This is a genomic window from Citrobacter amalonaticus (genome assembly GCF_002918555.1).
In the GTDB taxonomy this organism is placed as follows: domain Bacteria; phylum Pseudomonadota; class Gammaproteobacteria; order Enterobacterales; family Enterobacteriaceae; genus Citrobacter_C; species Citrobacter_C amalonaticus_A.
In genome coordinates, this window is sequence record NZ_PQMB01000002.1 from 558,955 (window position 1) to 573,181 (window position 14,227).

The 14,227-nt window shown below is 54.7% G+C and carries 11 protein-coding genes; 1 reads left to right on the top strand and 10 read right to left on the bottom strand.

Features of this window, described 5'->3' with window-relative positions; all coding sequences use genetic code 11:
* Positions 1 to 55: 55 nt before the first annotated feature.
* The 4 genes from mukB to cmoM are packed head-to-tail and all read right to left on the bottom strand — an operon-like array spanning position 56 to position 7,306.
* Positions 56 to 4,516: a chromosome partition protein MukB gene (mukB, locus tag C3432_RS08195; RefSeq protein ID WP_103776135.1), complete on the bottom strand. Its 4,461-nt coding sequence runs from the start codon at positions 4,514 to 4,516 to the stop codon at positions 56 to 58.
* Entirely contained in the window at positions 4,516 to 5,220 is a 705-nt protein-coding gene (gene mukE / locus C3432_RS08200) for a chromosome partition protein MukE (protein ID WP_103776136.1), read from the bottom strand. Before mukE ends, mukB begins: the two co-directional genes overlap by 1 nt.
* The gene (gene mukF, locus C3432_RS08205; protein WP_103776137.1) at positions 5,201 to 6,523 is read right to left on the bottom strand and encodes a chromosome partition protein MukF; all 1,323 of its coding nucleotides are present in this window, start codon (positions 6,521 to 6,523) and stop codon (positions 5,201 to 5,203) included. Before mukF ends, mukE begins: the two co-directional genes overlap by 20 nt.
* A gap of 3 nt (positions 6,524 to 6,526) precedes the next feature.
* Positions 6,527 to 7,306 (bottom strand): tRNA uridine 5-oxyacetic acid(34) methyltransferase CmoM, encoded by a 780-nt coding sequence (cmoM, locus tag C3432_RS08210; protein ID WP_103776138.1) that lies wholly within the window; start codon positions 7,304 to 7,306, stop codon positions 6,527 to 6,529.
* 135 nt (positions 7,307 to 7,441) lie between these two features.
* Here cmoM and elyC point away from each other — a divergent pair, with 135 nt between their 5' ends.
* A complete protein-coding gene (elyC, locus tag C3432_RS08220) occupies positions 7,442 to 8,221 on the top strand; it encodes an envelope biogenesis factor ElyC (protein WP_103776140.1) in 780 nt (259 codons plus the stop codon).
* On the opposite strand, the gene C3432_RS08225 is transcribed toward elyC, so the two are convergent.
* From C3432_RS08225 to msbA, 6 genes are all read right to left on the bottom strand, one after another.
* On the bottom strand, positions 8,198 to 9,091 hold the full coding sequence (locus tag C3432_RS08225) for a YcbJ family phosphotransferase (protein ID WP_103776141.1): 894 nt from the start codon (positions 9,089 to 9,091) through the stop codon (positions 8,198 to 8,200). The two genes, elyC and C3432_RS08225, sit on opposite strands and share 24 nt — an antisense overlap.
* A 152-nt stretch (positions 9,092 to 9,243) precedes the next feature.
* The gene (gene kdsB / locus C3432_RS08230) at positions 9,244 to 9,990 is read right to left on the bottom strand and encodes a 3-deoxy-manno-octulosonate cytidylyltransferase (RefSeq protein ID WP_103776142.1); all 747 of its coding nucleotides are present in this window, start codon (positions 9,988 to 9,990) and stop codon (positions 9,244 to 9,246) included.
* The gene (gene ycaR / locus C3432_RS08235; protein ID WP_000350058.1) at positions 9,987 to 10,169 is read right to left on the bottom strand and encodes a protein YcaR; all 183 of its coding nucleotides are present in this window, start codon (positions 10,167 to 10,169) and stop codon (positions 9,987 to 9,989) included. The genes kdsB and ycaR overlap by 4 nt, the downstream gene beginning before the upstream one ends.
* 41 nt (positions 10,170 to 10,210) lie before the next feature.
* Positions 10,211 to 11,452, bottom strand: coding sequence for a winged helix-turn-helix domain-containing protein (locus C3432_RS08240; protein ID WP_103776143.1), 1,242 nt, complete (start codon positions 11,450 to 11,452; stop codon positions 10,211 to 10,213).
* A 41-nt stretch (positions 11,453 to 11,493) separates the two neighbouring features.
* On the bottom strand, positions 11,494 to 12,474 hold the full coding sequence (gene lpxK / locus C3432_RS08245; protein WP_103776144.1) for a tetraacyldisaccharide 4'-kinase: 981 nt from the start codon (positions 12,472 to 12,474) through the stop codon (positions 11,494 to 11,496).
* Positions 12,471 to 14,219 (bottom strand): lipid A ABC transporter ATP-binding protein/permease MsbA, encoded by a 1,749-nt coding sequence (gene msbA, locus C3432_RS08250; protein ID WP_103776145.1) that lies wholly within the window; start codon positions 14,217 to 14,219, stop codon positions 12,471 to 12,473. The genes lpxK and msbA overlap by 4 nt, the downstream gene beginning before the upstream one ends.
* Positions 14,220 to 14,227: the final 8 nt, after the last annotated feature.

A 14,227-nucleotide genomic window follows, 5' to 3' on the forward strand; every position in this document is an offset into this window, starting at 1 on the left:
CTGAAATTATGATGGTTCCGAATAGAAGAAGGCGGTCTTTCGACCGCCTTTCTGACTAGCTTGCCTCTGACGGGGCATTCTCTGTACCGGGGAGGGTTTCCGGCGGTTGTGGCGCGAATCCACGCAGTCCAACCACGTGAACATGTTCCGTGTTCTGGAAGACTTTACGCACCAGTTTATACGTGGTGCCTTTCTCCGGGCTGATGTTTTCCGGCGCCGCGATGATCAACTGCATCTGCAAACGCTCACACAGTTCAAACAGTGTGGCGATAGAGCGCGCATCCAGACGTGCCGCCTCATCAAGGAACAGCAGACGGCACGGAGAGATATCCTTCCCGCGCAGGCGACGAGCCTCATCCTCCCAGCTCTGTACCACCATCACCAGGATAGACATACCGGTACCGATCGCCTCACCGGTAGACAGCGCACCAGACTCCGCACGCAGCCAGCCGTCAGAACCACGATTCACCTCAACTTCCATTTCCAGATAGTTACGGTAATCCAGCAGCTCCTCACCAATCGTCTGCGGCGTACGCTGACCCATATCGATTTGTGGGTTCAGGCGTTGGTACAACTTCGCCAGTGCTTCTGAGAAACTCAGACGGTTGCTGTTGAACAGATCCTGATGCTGTTCGTGCTGTTCAGACAGCACTTCCAGCAGCGTGGCGTGGGTTTCACGGACATTGACGTTCAGACGTACGCTGTTGACCTGGCCAAACGATACGCTCTGCAGCCCCTGGTTGAGCTGGCGAATACGGTTCTGTTCACGCTGAATGGTCTTGCGAATAATGTTTGCCACACTGCGCGAACTGATCGCCAGCTTCTGTTCACGCGAGGTCAATTCTTCCGTCAGACGCCCCAGCTCAATTTCCATCTGTTCGATGGCTTCAACCGGATCGTCAGTACGGATGATATCCTGGCGGATACGCTCACGCAGATGCTGATAAACGGCCACGAAGAACTGGATTTTACGTTCCGGACGCTTCGGATCTTCGGACAAGCGCAGCACATCGCGCAGATGTTCGTTATCCGCGACGGCCAGACGCAGCGCACCGAGCGCTTTATCCGACATGGAACGTAAGTCATCGGCAGAGAGATAGGCCAGTTCGCGACGGTGCAGACGACGCTCAACGCCATTGTCTTTCACCATACGCATCACCGCACACCACCCGGCTTTGGCGGTCACCACCTGCTCGCGCATTTCATGGTAATCACGTTCGAGTTTACGCAGCCTGCGGGTCAGGTTATCCATCTCCGCTTCGCAGAAGGTCAGCGCTTTTTCAAGCTGATTGCGACGGGCACGGTTATTACTCAGTTGAGCATGTAGCTCATCGCGACGAATACGCGCCCGCTCTTCCGCGCCGCTGTCAGCACGGACGCCGATATCCTGCAGCTCGCGCTGGAGATCGTTGAGCAACTCTTTTTTGGTGTCATACGAGCTTTTCAGCGACGCCAGCACCTGATTGTACTGACTTAACTGTGCGGCATGACCACGCAAGGCTTCACGGGCACGGGTACGCTCGCTCTCGGCTTGCGCCAGCCGCTCGCGCAGTTTTTCGTTCAGATCGCTGTTGCCGTTGAGCATTTCTGCCGAGTCGGAGTAACCAAAGTGCGCACGACGCTGAACGACTTCGGTCAGCGCAAACGCCTGCTGACGAGCATCGCGCTGTGTCTGCTGCGAATACGCATAATCCTCTTTCAGTTGCTCAAACTGTTCCGGGTCACTTTGCAACACTGAAACAATCGGTTCCAGTCTGGCAAGCTGATTGCTGTGCTGTTGCACAAAGCGCGCGGCTTCCTGTGCTTCATCCAGGCGCTCCCGAATTTCATCCACCCGGTCGGCCAGCGTATCGTCAGCCAGCAGGTTCAGACGTGGCAGCAGGCGGTTAAGGGCCGAAACCCCTTCCCTGGCCTGTTCATACTGAAGTCGCTGCTGCTGATTATCATTTTCATGATTAGCCAGCGCACGCTCCAGCTCCACGCGACGGCTGTTGAGCTGGCGAATTTCCGCTTCCGGATCGGAATCAAACGCAACGGCAAGGTGGCTGCCGATAAAGCGGCTGAACGCCTGATGCAGACGCTGAGTTTTCTGGACGTCAAAGGAGAGCGTGGCAAAACGCTCAGAGAGCCCCTCACGCTCGGCATGCAGATTTTCAATACGGCTTTCACGCGCCGCACGACCGAAAATCGGTACCGACGGGAAGCGTGAATAGCGCCACTGGCGATCGGCGATTTTCACGACCACCGCTTTTTCCAGCTCATCAACGCTGAAGACGCTGTCATCGAACGACTGCGGATCCCCTTCGATCAGGTACAAATCTTCCGGACAGTCCGTTAACCCTTCCAGTTGTTCAGCAATCAGCGACAGATCCGGCACCACGATGGCGTGGCGCGACGGGCCGTACAGTGCAGAAAAGTACGGCGCATCTTCAAGGCTAACGTCGTCGTAGATTTCTGACAGCAACACGCCGCCAAAGCGCTCCGCCAGGGCGTTGAGGCGCTGATCTTCGGCCCCGCCTGGCTGACTTAAACGTTCAATCTCTTCATCAACCGCATTTTTACGTGCGCCGACTTCATCGCGTTCAACAATCGCTTCACGCTCACGTTCCAGCAACTGCTGCAGATATTCCGTCACTTCCTGGCTGGAGGTGAACTCTTCACCGCACTGCTCGCTCAGTTGGTTCAGGCTGTTTTGCGCCGCCAGCCAGACAGGAGCACGCTGCATCAAACGCTGAATGCGCGACTGCAGTTGTTCCTGCTCCTGACGCAACGTCATACGCTGTTCATGCGCGTTAGAGACGCTATCAGACAGCGAGGCGATGCGCGCCTCCAGCTCCTGATGCAGCGCTTCCAGTTCGTCGATATCGACGTTCTTACCCTGACGTTTGCAGAATTCCGTCAGCAAACGCTCGGCCTCCTGCTGTTCACGCAGACGCTGCTCCAGCTCGCTCAGACGCATACGCAACGGCTGAACCTGCTCGGCCAGGTGACGCTGATCGACCCCTTCACGCAACAGCTCGCGGGCAACCTCCCACGCTTCGTTACGCGCCAGAGGACCATTGATTGCCACCACCAGCTGATAGGCCTGCTCAAACTGGCTGTGTGCGGTTTGCGCCACACTCATTTTCTGCTCCAGTGAGAGCAGTTTTTCTGTCGCTTCCTGTTCTTTAGCCTGGAAGGTTTCCAGCCACTGCGCTGCGCTGTCTGCCGTTAAATCAGGCAAATGGCACAACGCTTTTGCACGCTCCAGCGCGGAAATCGCCTGATTGTACTGAATGGCGCGGGTTTGCTGCACGTCCAGGGCCTGCTGATAATCGGCAAGCTGGCTTTTCAGCTCATCCACTTCCAGCTCAGCGGCCTCCGCGCGCGCTTCGTTCTCTTCCTGACAGTCGACGGCTTCCGCCACCACTTCATTTTGTTCTTCAAGGCGGATCTGTAGTTCGTCGAGATCCGCTTCATAACGTTCAATTTTTTCCTGCTGGCGCAGCGCGGTTTGCACCAGGTTCAGGTGATCGCTCGCCGCCTGATAATCGGCCTCAAGGGAGCCTTCTGCCCCATTTTGTTCGCCCAGCTCACGGGCCATATCCACATGTTTATACTGTTCCGCCGCCAGCTGTTTGCGCGAGGTGTAGAGTTCACGACGGAACTCCAGCGCCTTATCCAGATGGACTCGCCGCTCGTTGGCATGACGCATGTAGTCTGCCGCCACATAGTTGGTGGCTTCGCTGATCAGGTGTTTAAACAGATCGCGGTCGGACTGGGTGACACGGATCGCTTCCAGCGTCATACGGTTTTCACGCAGCGCAGCTTCCATATCCTGGAACGCTTTGCGCACGCCGCTGTTTTCCGGCAGCAGGTAGTCGCGCAGGGAACGGGTAATGGCGCTGGAGATCCCGCCGTACAAGGAGGCTTCGATCAGGCGATAGAACTTGCTGCGATCGGAGGCTGAGCGTAAACGACGGGCAATAATGCCCAGATCGAACATCAGCGAGTGATAGTCGGTGATCGAGTTGAACTGCTTAAACTGCACCCCTTCCATCTCGTCGAGCTTCTCTTTCAGCTCGGCAAGTGAAAGCACGCGCGCCTGACGTTCGTTCAGCGTTTCCGTCACCAGTTGCGTCGGCTGAACCGACATCGGCAGCCCCTGAATGGCGAACGGTTTGATATCAACTTTACGGTCGCGCCCGGCAACCTGTTGCAGACGTACGCCGACCACCACCCGCTGATGGCGAGAGTTGATCGTATCAAGCATGGAGTAACAGACACCCGCCTTCAGCTTACCGTGCAGGCCTTTGTCGCGTGAGCCACTGGTCGCCCCGGCCTCCGTGGTGTTACGAAAGTGCAGCAGGGTTAAATCCGGGATCAGTGCCGTGACGAATGCCGCCATGGTGGTGGATTTACCGGCCCCGTTCCCCCCGGACAGCGTGGTGACCAGTTCATCGAGGTCAAACGTGCGGGCAAAAAAGCCGTTCCAGTTGATAAGCGTCAGTGAGCGAAATTTACCGCGTTCAATCATTATTCTTCCTCTCCGCCGTCCGGCTGATTCTCTTCGGCCTCATCATTGAGTTGCAGATGGTTCTCGACCGGCATCGCTTCACCATCACGGATTAAGCGACGCTGCGCTTCACGCGGATCGTCGCCGCTGCGCACGTCCGCGCCAAAGCGGAAGACCGACTCGGTAATGCGGAATTTGCTGCTGTCGTGGCCCATAAACCACACCATACCCAGACGGCGCAGACGGTTCAGAGATGAACGCATTTTTTCCTGCAACTTCTGGCGGTCAACGTCAGAGCCGGTCGAGCGGTTATTCACCAGCTTCAACAGTTTGGCTTCATCAGCCAGCGTCAGCAGTTCGTCGTAGAGTTCCTGTTGGGTAAAAATCCCTTCATTCGCCAGCCGCTCCGGGCTGAGATAGAGATAGCAAAGGATTTTACCGACCATCATATCCAGTTCCGAGAGGACGGAGCGCGGAATAATGGTGGTTGAACGCGGGCGCAGGTAGAAGAATCCTTCCGGCGCACGTATCAGTTCGACGTTATAACGCGCGTAAAACTCTTCCAGGTATTCCTGAAAATCCATCAAAAAGGCATGATTATCCAGTTCGTCCAGCCCGACGTGGCGACCTGAGCGCAATGCGCTGTCCAGCGCCGGAAATAACGGATTCGCCAACGCCTGCGCCAGCTTAACCGGCATCACTTGTTCAATATTTGTCAATGACATGCGCCTGTACCTTGGCTCCGTAATCATTAATCGGCTGCCATTTGGCTGGCAGTCCGGTGAAGTCTGCTTGCGCTACGCCAAGACGTACCGCCTGATCGATAACAATACGCGCGACGTCAAAGTGACGCGCGCGGGGGTATTGCGCCAGATATTCGCGTACCACCAGACCAAGATCCAGCGGTGTTTGTCTGGTTTTATAAATGACCAGTTGTTCTTCGATGATCGCCGCCAGCTGTTCACGGATCTCGTTAAATTCTTCGTATTCCAGATCCGGCGGCAGTTCCCCGGTGACCTCTTCATCGCGCAACGCAATCTCTTCATCGCGCATATCCAGCAGGCGATCGGCATTGGCGTAGGTCAGCGCCCAGGGATCGTCGAAATAGTTCTGCACGGACTGACGCAGGCGCTGGGCAAAGACGCGGTTTTTATCCATATCAATCGCGGTACGGATAAATTTATGCACGTGTCGGTCATAGCCGATCCACAGATCGATAGACTGCTGGCCCCAGCTAATAATACGGTCCAGCTTGCTTTGCAGATCGAACACCAGACGATCGACAAAATGCAGATCGTCATGCGCCATCGTCGCGTCCTGAATGCGCAGCAGATTGGCTTGTAGCTTATCGCCCGCCGCTTCCAGTGTGTCCTGCAACTCACGCAGCGTTCCGGAGGTTTCAGACAGCAGCAGTTCACAGCTCGAAATCGCCGCCCGCCAGTCTTTGTTCAGCAGCTGCGCAATATCATCTTTCACCTGCTGCTGCTGCTCATCCATGATGCGCTGGGTCAGATCGATGCTGTCGAAAATCTCCGCCACGGAATATTTGAGCGGAGCATAGACGTTACGGTGCCAGTGGAACTCATCCCCGCCCTCGGCTGCCGCATCCGCCGCACGCTTCAGTTCGCCAGCCACAATCGACAGCTGCATGGAGAGCCGCAGCGTGGAAAACTCACGCTGGCGAATATAGTAATCGGTGATGCCAATGCCGAGCGGCGTCAAACGATAAATCGCGTTCCCTTCTGCCTGCTCACTGGTAAAGCGGTTCAGCAGACGTTGACGCACCATATCGTTGATCGCGTTGTTGGCGCGTACGCCGATGGTTTCGCTGGTTTGCTCAAACGCATCACTCACATGGCGGAACGCATCCACCAGTTCACCTTCACTCATCTCACCGTCAAGACGTTCGCCATTCAGCGTGGCAACCGCCAGCAGAAACGACAATCTGTCTACCGGCAGCGAGATAGAAAAGTCATTTTTTCTGGCCCAGGCAACCAGTTCGGGGACTGTCTGGGAAATTTCACTCATAGGTTATCCTTGCATCTGCGATTTGCGGGCAGTGACATGTATATACCGGCCAAGACTGACATACGGCTCCTGGCGGCAATAACGCGTTTCCAGTTCAACCAACATCTCATAACAGTCACGCTGCTGATTTTTTTCACGCAGATAATCATGAAACACGCGTACCCCGGTCTTCCCGGTGATTTGCCAGCCAATCTGCTCCAGCCACTGATAAACCTGATCCGGTTCACGTGGATAGTCTGGCGAAAGCGTACGTTTTTTGCGTTTTGGCATCCCCACCTGCACGTAGTCAAAGTTCCCTGCCACCATGTTATGCATCAACAGACCGTTAGCATTGTAGAACATTAACGACAGTACACCGTCGGGGCGCAATACAGACCACAGGGTTTTCAGCACGCTGACCGGTTCTGCCACCCACTCCAGCACAGCATGAAACAATATCAGATCAACGGGGCTTTCCAAATGCGAAGCAACATCCTGAGCGGCGCACTGTATAAAATGCATGTTGTTGCTCACACCTTTTGCTTCTGCCGCCTGCTGCGCACGCACGATCATTTCAGCGGAAAGATCGCAAAGCGTAACATGGTACCCGCGCTCTGCCATTTTAATCGCCGTTTGCCCCTCACCGCCGCCCGCGTCCAGCACCCGCAATTTCTGCGAACCGAAATCCGCCAGCACACGGTCCAGATCCTGCCACAAGATAGCCTGTCTTAGCTGACCTTTAGTTGTACCGTAAATGTTACGGGAAAACTTTTCTGCAATGTCATCAAAATTGCGATCCCGCATTGGGCTCTCCACCGGCTGGCTCAGGGGTTCTCTTAAAAGGACGCTATTTTGTCATACTCGCGGCGATATTTAACCTGTCTGGTGTAATATCCCTGCAGAAGTCCTGCTGTATGGTTAAAAAAGGAACCAAAAAGGATGCTTTTTACACTGAAGAAAGTGATTGGCGGTATGCTGCTGCCCCTTCCCTTCCTGCTGTTCATGATGGGCGCAGGCCTGATACTGTTGTGGTTTAGTCGCTTTCAGAAAACCGGGAAGGTCTTTATCAGTCTGGGATGGCTGACGCTTCTGCTCCTGAGCCTGCAGCCTGTTGCCGACAGTCTGCTCCGTCCCATTGAGGAACGGTATCCGACCTGGCAGGATACGCAAAAGGTGGAATACATCGTGGTACTGGGCGGGGGCTATACCTGGAACCCGCAGTGGGCACCCAGCTCTAACCTGATCAATAACAGTCTTCCGCGCCTTAACGAAGGTATCCGTCTGTGGCGAGCTAACCCAGGATCAAAGCTTATCTTTACTGGCAGCGTCGCACAGACTAACACCGTTAGCACCGCAGAAGTTGGCGCACGCGTGGCGAAGTCACTGGGCGTACCGGGAAGCGATATCATTACGCTGGATAGTCCTAAAGACACCGAAGAAGAAGCTGCGGCCGTTAAGCAGGCTATCGGCAATGCGCCTTTCCTGCTGGTGACTTCGGCATCTCATCTCCCGCGGGCGATGATTTTCTTCCAGCATGCCGGGCTTAACCCCCTTCCTGCACCGGCGAATCAACTGGCTATTGATTCACCGCTGAATCCATGGGAGCGCGCCATCCCGTCCCCCGTCTGGCTGATGCACAGCGATCGCGCCAGTTACGAAACGCTGGGGCGAATCTGGCAGTGGTTGAAAGGATCGTCAGGCGAGCCACGGCAACAGTGATTTTGTCGCCAGGTCAAAATTAGAACGGCTAAAGCGGCCGGTATTAACCAGCTGCGCCACCTCGTCCCATAACACATACAGCCAACGCCGCCAGATGAATGATTCCGCCACTGGCGCGCGTTGCAGATAGTGCCATAACAATCCTTCCGCCAGCGTATTGTCCATCAGCCGGAAAAGTTCATATTCTCTTGGCGCCCAAAGCATAGTACCTGGCCCGACCATTGCCAGAAGTTGATCGCTGCGGGCATCTTTCAACATGCTACGCAGGCTGAAATTACCGTGAATCAACACGCAGTTGTCATTGAAGCCCTCAAACAGGGCGGGGAGGCATTCACGGGTGCGAAAAAGGATACGTTTATCCTCCATCGTGAAGCCGGTATTGTGGAACTGGTTTAAGGTACTCCACAATACCTCGACGCGCTGGCGATACCATGAAGGCCAGGTATTCTCCTGAGTATTGTCTACCACCCCCACGCAGCCGCGACTGTCCTGGCGATGCCAGGCCAACAACCCTTCGACAATTTGATCTTTGAGCTGCTCCCAGCGTTCCGGGGTCCTTGCAGGGGCTTCTACCGGCACGCCGCGCAGACGTTCCAGCAACAATACATCGGGACCTGGATGTTCCTCGTGCGTCATCACGCCATAAATCACCGGCATCCGTACCGTACCGCTCCGCGCCAGCATTGTGGTTTTCCATGCCAGTTGACGAGCAACGCCGGGAGTCGTGAAACTTCTCGCCATCAACGGCATGGGGTTTCCCTGACTGTCGTACAGCGACCACAGCGCTGAGTCCGTTTTTTCACTTACGCACTCAATACGGCTGAGTTTTTCTCCCAGTAGATGGCTTAATTCGGCACGCAGCTGTTCCATTCAGATTGCCCTCATAAAAGCTACTGCTTTCATAATGAGCGCCATATGGACCGATGTCACCCGAATGAGATCAATTGATGGCAAGAAAAGTGGAGGAAAAGGATGATGACAGGATACCCCTCCCACTTTTGAGAGGCGTATCCTTAAGGATATTAACGCATTTCGGCGCGAACGCGCTCAAGATCTTCGGCGGTATCAACACCCGTGCCGGGTACCTGCTCAGCCACAGCAACATGGATTTTTTCGCCGTACCAGAGCACGCGAAGCTGCTCCAGCATCTCAATACGCTCCAGCGGGCTCGGCTGCCAGTTAACATAGCGGCGAATAAAACCGGCGCGATAGCCATAGATCCCCAGATGGCGCAGGAGGGTGTCACCCATCGTTTCCAGGCTTTTGGCGAAGCGGTCACGATCCCAGGGGATCGTCGCGCGCGAGAAGTAAAGCGCATAGCCTTCAGCATCCAGCACAACTTTCACCGCATTTGGATTAAATGCCTCTTCCGCGCAGTGGATTGGGGCTGCAAGCGTCGCCATGCCCACCTGACGCTGCGCCAGATTTTCAGCCACCTGGCGAATGATCACGGCCGGGATCATCGGTTCATCGCCCTGGACGTTCACAATCACGGTATCATCGCTAAAACCGCACTTCTCAACAACTTCCGCCAGACGCTCAGTACCAGACTGATGATCGGCGCGGGTCATGCATACTTCGCCCCCCGCGGCTTCAACGGCGCGCGCCACATCGTCATGATCGGTGGCGACAATAATGCGTTCAGCACCGGACTCACGTGCACGCTCCAGCACATGCACAATCATTGGCTTACCGTTGATATCCAGCAACGGCTTCCCCGGAAGACGCGTAGAGGCGTAACGCGCAGGAATAATCACCACAAAGCTCATGATTTACTCTCGTCAGCGGTCAACACGCGGGCTTCGGTCTCCAGCAGTACCGGAATCCCATCGCGCAAGGGGAATGCAAGGTTATCCAGTTTGCAAATCAGTTCTTGTTTTTCCTGGTTGTACCAGAGTTTGCCGTTGCATACCGGGCAGGCAATGATTTCAAGCAGACGATGATCCATAGTTCCTCCAGATGGACCGGATAGTGAATAGGTGAATCTTATCATATCCGTTCAGCAGACTGCGCGATTTCCCAACCGTGACGACAGTCAGCAAACAGGCCGTTCGGACAGTGTCCTAACGTTACGCGGCTGGCCCGCTGCCAGCGGGCAAAATCGGTAATGGCCTGCAGCAGCCCTTTCTGTAGCGTCATACCCGGTTTCACCCCGTCCTGTAGATAAAGTGAGATCACCTCCAGCACGCCCGTTTTACGGTGCATTTTGGCATCCATACGTCCAACCAGTTGTCCGCGGTGCAGCAGAGGCAGAACAAAATACCCGTACTGACGTTTTGGCGCCGGGGTGTAACACTCCAGTCGGTAGCTAAAATCAAACAGTTGCTCTGCTCGTTTGCGATCCCAGACAACCGGATCAAAAGGCGATAAAACGGCACTGTGACTGGCGGTTAACTTACCGGCCAGGGCCTGCTCCAGGAGCGGTAGTAGACCGGCATGCAGCCAGAGTTGACCTAACGTTGCGACATCGACAGGGATAATGTGCTGCTGCTCTGAGCGGATATCGCGCCACGTTTTTAACGCCGGACGCTTCAGACGATAGTAATCCGCCAGCCACTGCTCGCGAAAGATACCCAGGCTGCGCGCGCTGTTATCAAGCATCGTCATTTCCGCTTCCGCCGGCGGGAGCAGATCGCACGTATCATCCCAGTCAGGCATTACCCGATGAGTTAAATCGTACACGCGCTGAAAGTTTCGCCGTTCCACCACCATCACTTTTCCGCAAGTGAAGAGCCCCTCAAGATGGCGCTTGTGCGGTTTCCACTCCCACCAACCGCTGGTGCCCTTGCGCGGATGCTCAAAATCCACAGAGCGGACCGGCCCATGATGGTGGATATGCTGAAGCAGCTGTTCAATCTCATGAGCGTGCTCCTTCATCCAGGAGGCCTTATACTTCCAGCCCATTTTCTCTGGCGCCAGCATACGATGACGTATCAACATAAAATCGCTGCGCGGCAGAAAACAGGCTTCATGCGCCCAGTACTCCATCAGCTCACCGCGAAATAAGGCCTCATCCAGCCATTGCGGCGGATAGTCTCCCAGACGGCTGAACAGTACCAGGTATGGACTGCGGGCGACAATGTTGATGGTGTCAATTTGCAACAGTGACATGCGGGAAATCGTCGCCAGGATATCCGCAGGCTGCGCGCGACGACGTGATTTTTTCAGCAGCCCCTGGGCTGCAAGATGCAGGTTACGGGCATCCGTAAGCGAGAGTTGCGGCAACGACATTCATGACTCCATAAATCGTTCACTGCCGCGGTTTGAATCAGCTAACGAACCAGCGAAGTGAGTTGTTCAAGTAATGCGTCAGGTTCTTTACCAGACAAATGTGCATCAACAGGTAAATACCACCAGTTTTCTTCAGCAAATGGACGACACTTGACCGCGTCTTTCTCCGTCATCACCAGCGTTTGCCCCGTGCGAAGTAACGCGCTGACGCCACCGTGTGTGAGCGCCTGATGGTCCGCCAGCGGAACACATTTTTGCGGCTGAACGCCGCATGCTGTCAGCGTGGCAAAAAAACGCGGTGGGTGACCAATGCCCGCCATCGCAACAACGTTCAGTAATTGCGCCACATCACGACGCTCACCGGTACGCAGGTTTACAGCCATGCCAGGTTCAAGATGCATCGGGATCTCACCTGGCTGTGGGACGCCACCGTTTACAATCACGGCATCAACCGAACGTAGACGACCGGCACGCTCACGCATTGGGCCCGCAGGCAGCCACCAGCCATTACCAAACCGACGCTCGCCGTCAATCACCACAATCTCGACATCCCGCGCCAGTCGATAGTGCTGCAAGCCATCGTCCGTCACGATAATCTGCATATCCTGATGAGCGGTGAGAAGTGATTTTACTGCGTCGGAACGCGCTGGCGAAACGGCGACGGGCGCCCCGGTACGCTGAAAAATCAGAACAGGCTCATCACCCGCCTCTGCGGTAGTGGTCTGCGCTGTCAGCAACAACGGATACGACGCAGCTTTACCACCATAACCCCGAGAGACCACGCCAACACGGATCCCACGCTGTTGAAGCTGCTCTACCAGCCAAACCACCACTGGGGTCTTACCGTTCCCCCCGGCTGTCAGGTTTCCAACCACCACCACAGGCACCGGCGCACGCCAGGCGCGTTTCAGTCCAAACTTGTAACACAAGCGAATACTGCCGCTCACCAGGCCGTACAGCCAGGAGAGAGGCAGTAACAGTCGCCACAAGGGCGACTCACCGGACCAGATTCTGGCTATCATTGGCCAAACTGCATTTTATGCAGCTGCGCATAAACGCCGCGATGATTAATCAGTTCGCTGTGCGTACCGCGCTCAACGATAACACCATCTTCCACCACCACAATTTCATCGGCACTTTCAATGGTTGAAAGACGATGCGCGATCACCAGTGAAGTACGGTTTTTCTGTAGTTCATCCAGCGCCGCCTGAATCGCACGTTCGGATTCGGTATCAAGCGCGGATGTCGCTTCATCGAGGATCAGAATTGGGCTGTCGCGCAGCAGGGCACGGGCAATCGCGATACGCTGCCGTTGACCACCAGAAAGCAGTACCCCGTTTTCACCAATAATGGTATCCAGACCGTTATCCATCTTATTGATGAAGTCCATTGCGTACGCCATACGAGCCGCTTCTTCGATCTGCTCCCGGCTGTACTGTTCGGTACGCGCATAAGCGATGTTGTTCGCAACCGTATCGTTAAACAGGTGCACGTTTTGTGAAACCAGCGCAACCTGATTACGTAAAGAAGCTAAGGTGTATTCACGCAGATCGTGACCATCCATCAGGATTTCACCTTCATCAATGTCATAGAAGCGCGTGATCAGACTGGCAATTGTGGATTTACCCGAGCCAGAACGGCCCACCAGAGCAACCGTTTTACCCGCCGGGATATTCAGATTGATATTACGCAACGCAGGTACATCACGACCTGGATAAGTAAAGGTAACATTGCGGAATTCCAGATTGCCCGTAGCACGTTCAACGACACGTTTACCTTCATCTTTCTCCTGTTCGCTATCCAGAATAGCAAACAAGGTCTGGCATGCCGCCATACCGCGCTGGAACTGCGCATTGACGTTAGTTAGCGATTTGAGCGGGCGCATCAACGCAATCATTGATGAGAAAACGACGGTAATTGTCCCTGCGGTCAGACTGTCCATCACGCTTGGGAAACTCGCCGCGTACAAAACGAAAGCCAGTGCCAGAGAAGCGATGAGCTGAATGATCGGATCAGATATTGAGGACGCAGAGACCATCTTCATCCCCTGCGTACGCATTTTATTACTGACTTTATCAAAACGTTTGGTTTCAACTTCCTGACCACCAAAGATAAGGACTTCTTTGTGGCCCTTCAGCATCTGTTCTGCGCTGGTCGTCACATGCCCCATAGTGGTTTGCATGTTTTTACTGATACTGCGGAAACGTTTTGAGACAACGCGTATCGCAATGGACACGACGGGTGCCAAAACGACCAGAATGATCGACAGTTGCCAGCTGTAGTAGAACATCATAATAAACAGGCCGATGATCGATGCGCCTTCACGCACAACGGTAATCAATGCGCCAGAAGAAGAAGACGCCACCTGCTCAGAGTCATAGGTAATACGCGACAGCAGTGTCCCGGTGGATTGTTTGTCGAAGAAAGAGACTGGCATCCCCATCATATGACCAAACAAGCGTCGGCGCATGGTCATGACCACTTTGCCCGACACCCAGGAGATGCAGTAACTTGAGATATAGCTGGTGATACCACGCAATATCATCAGTCCAATAACCACCAGTGGCATCCAAAGCAGCACCGAGCGATCTGTTTTACCAAAACCATCATCCAGTAATGGCTTGAGGAGCGATAACATGAAGGTATCGCTGGCTGCGTTGAGGATTAACGCGACACCCGCCACGATCAGACCCGATTTAAAAGGCGCGATGGTTGGCCACAGTCGGCGAAACGTCTGCCACGTAGAGAGATCTTTATCGTTATGCATTCAAAAAA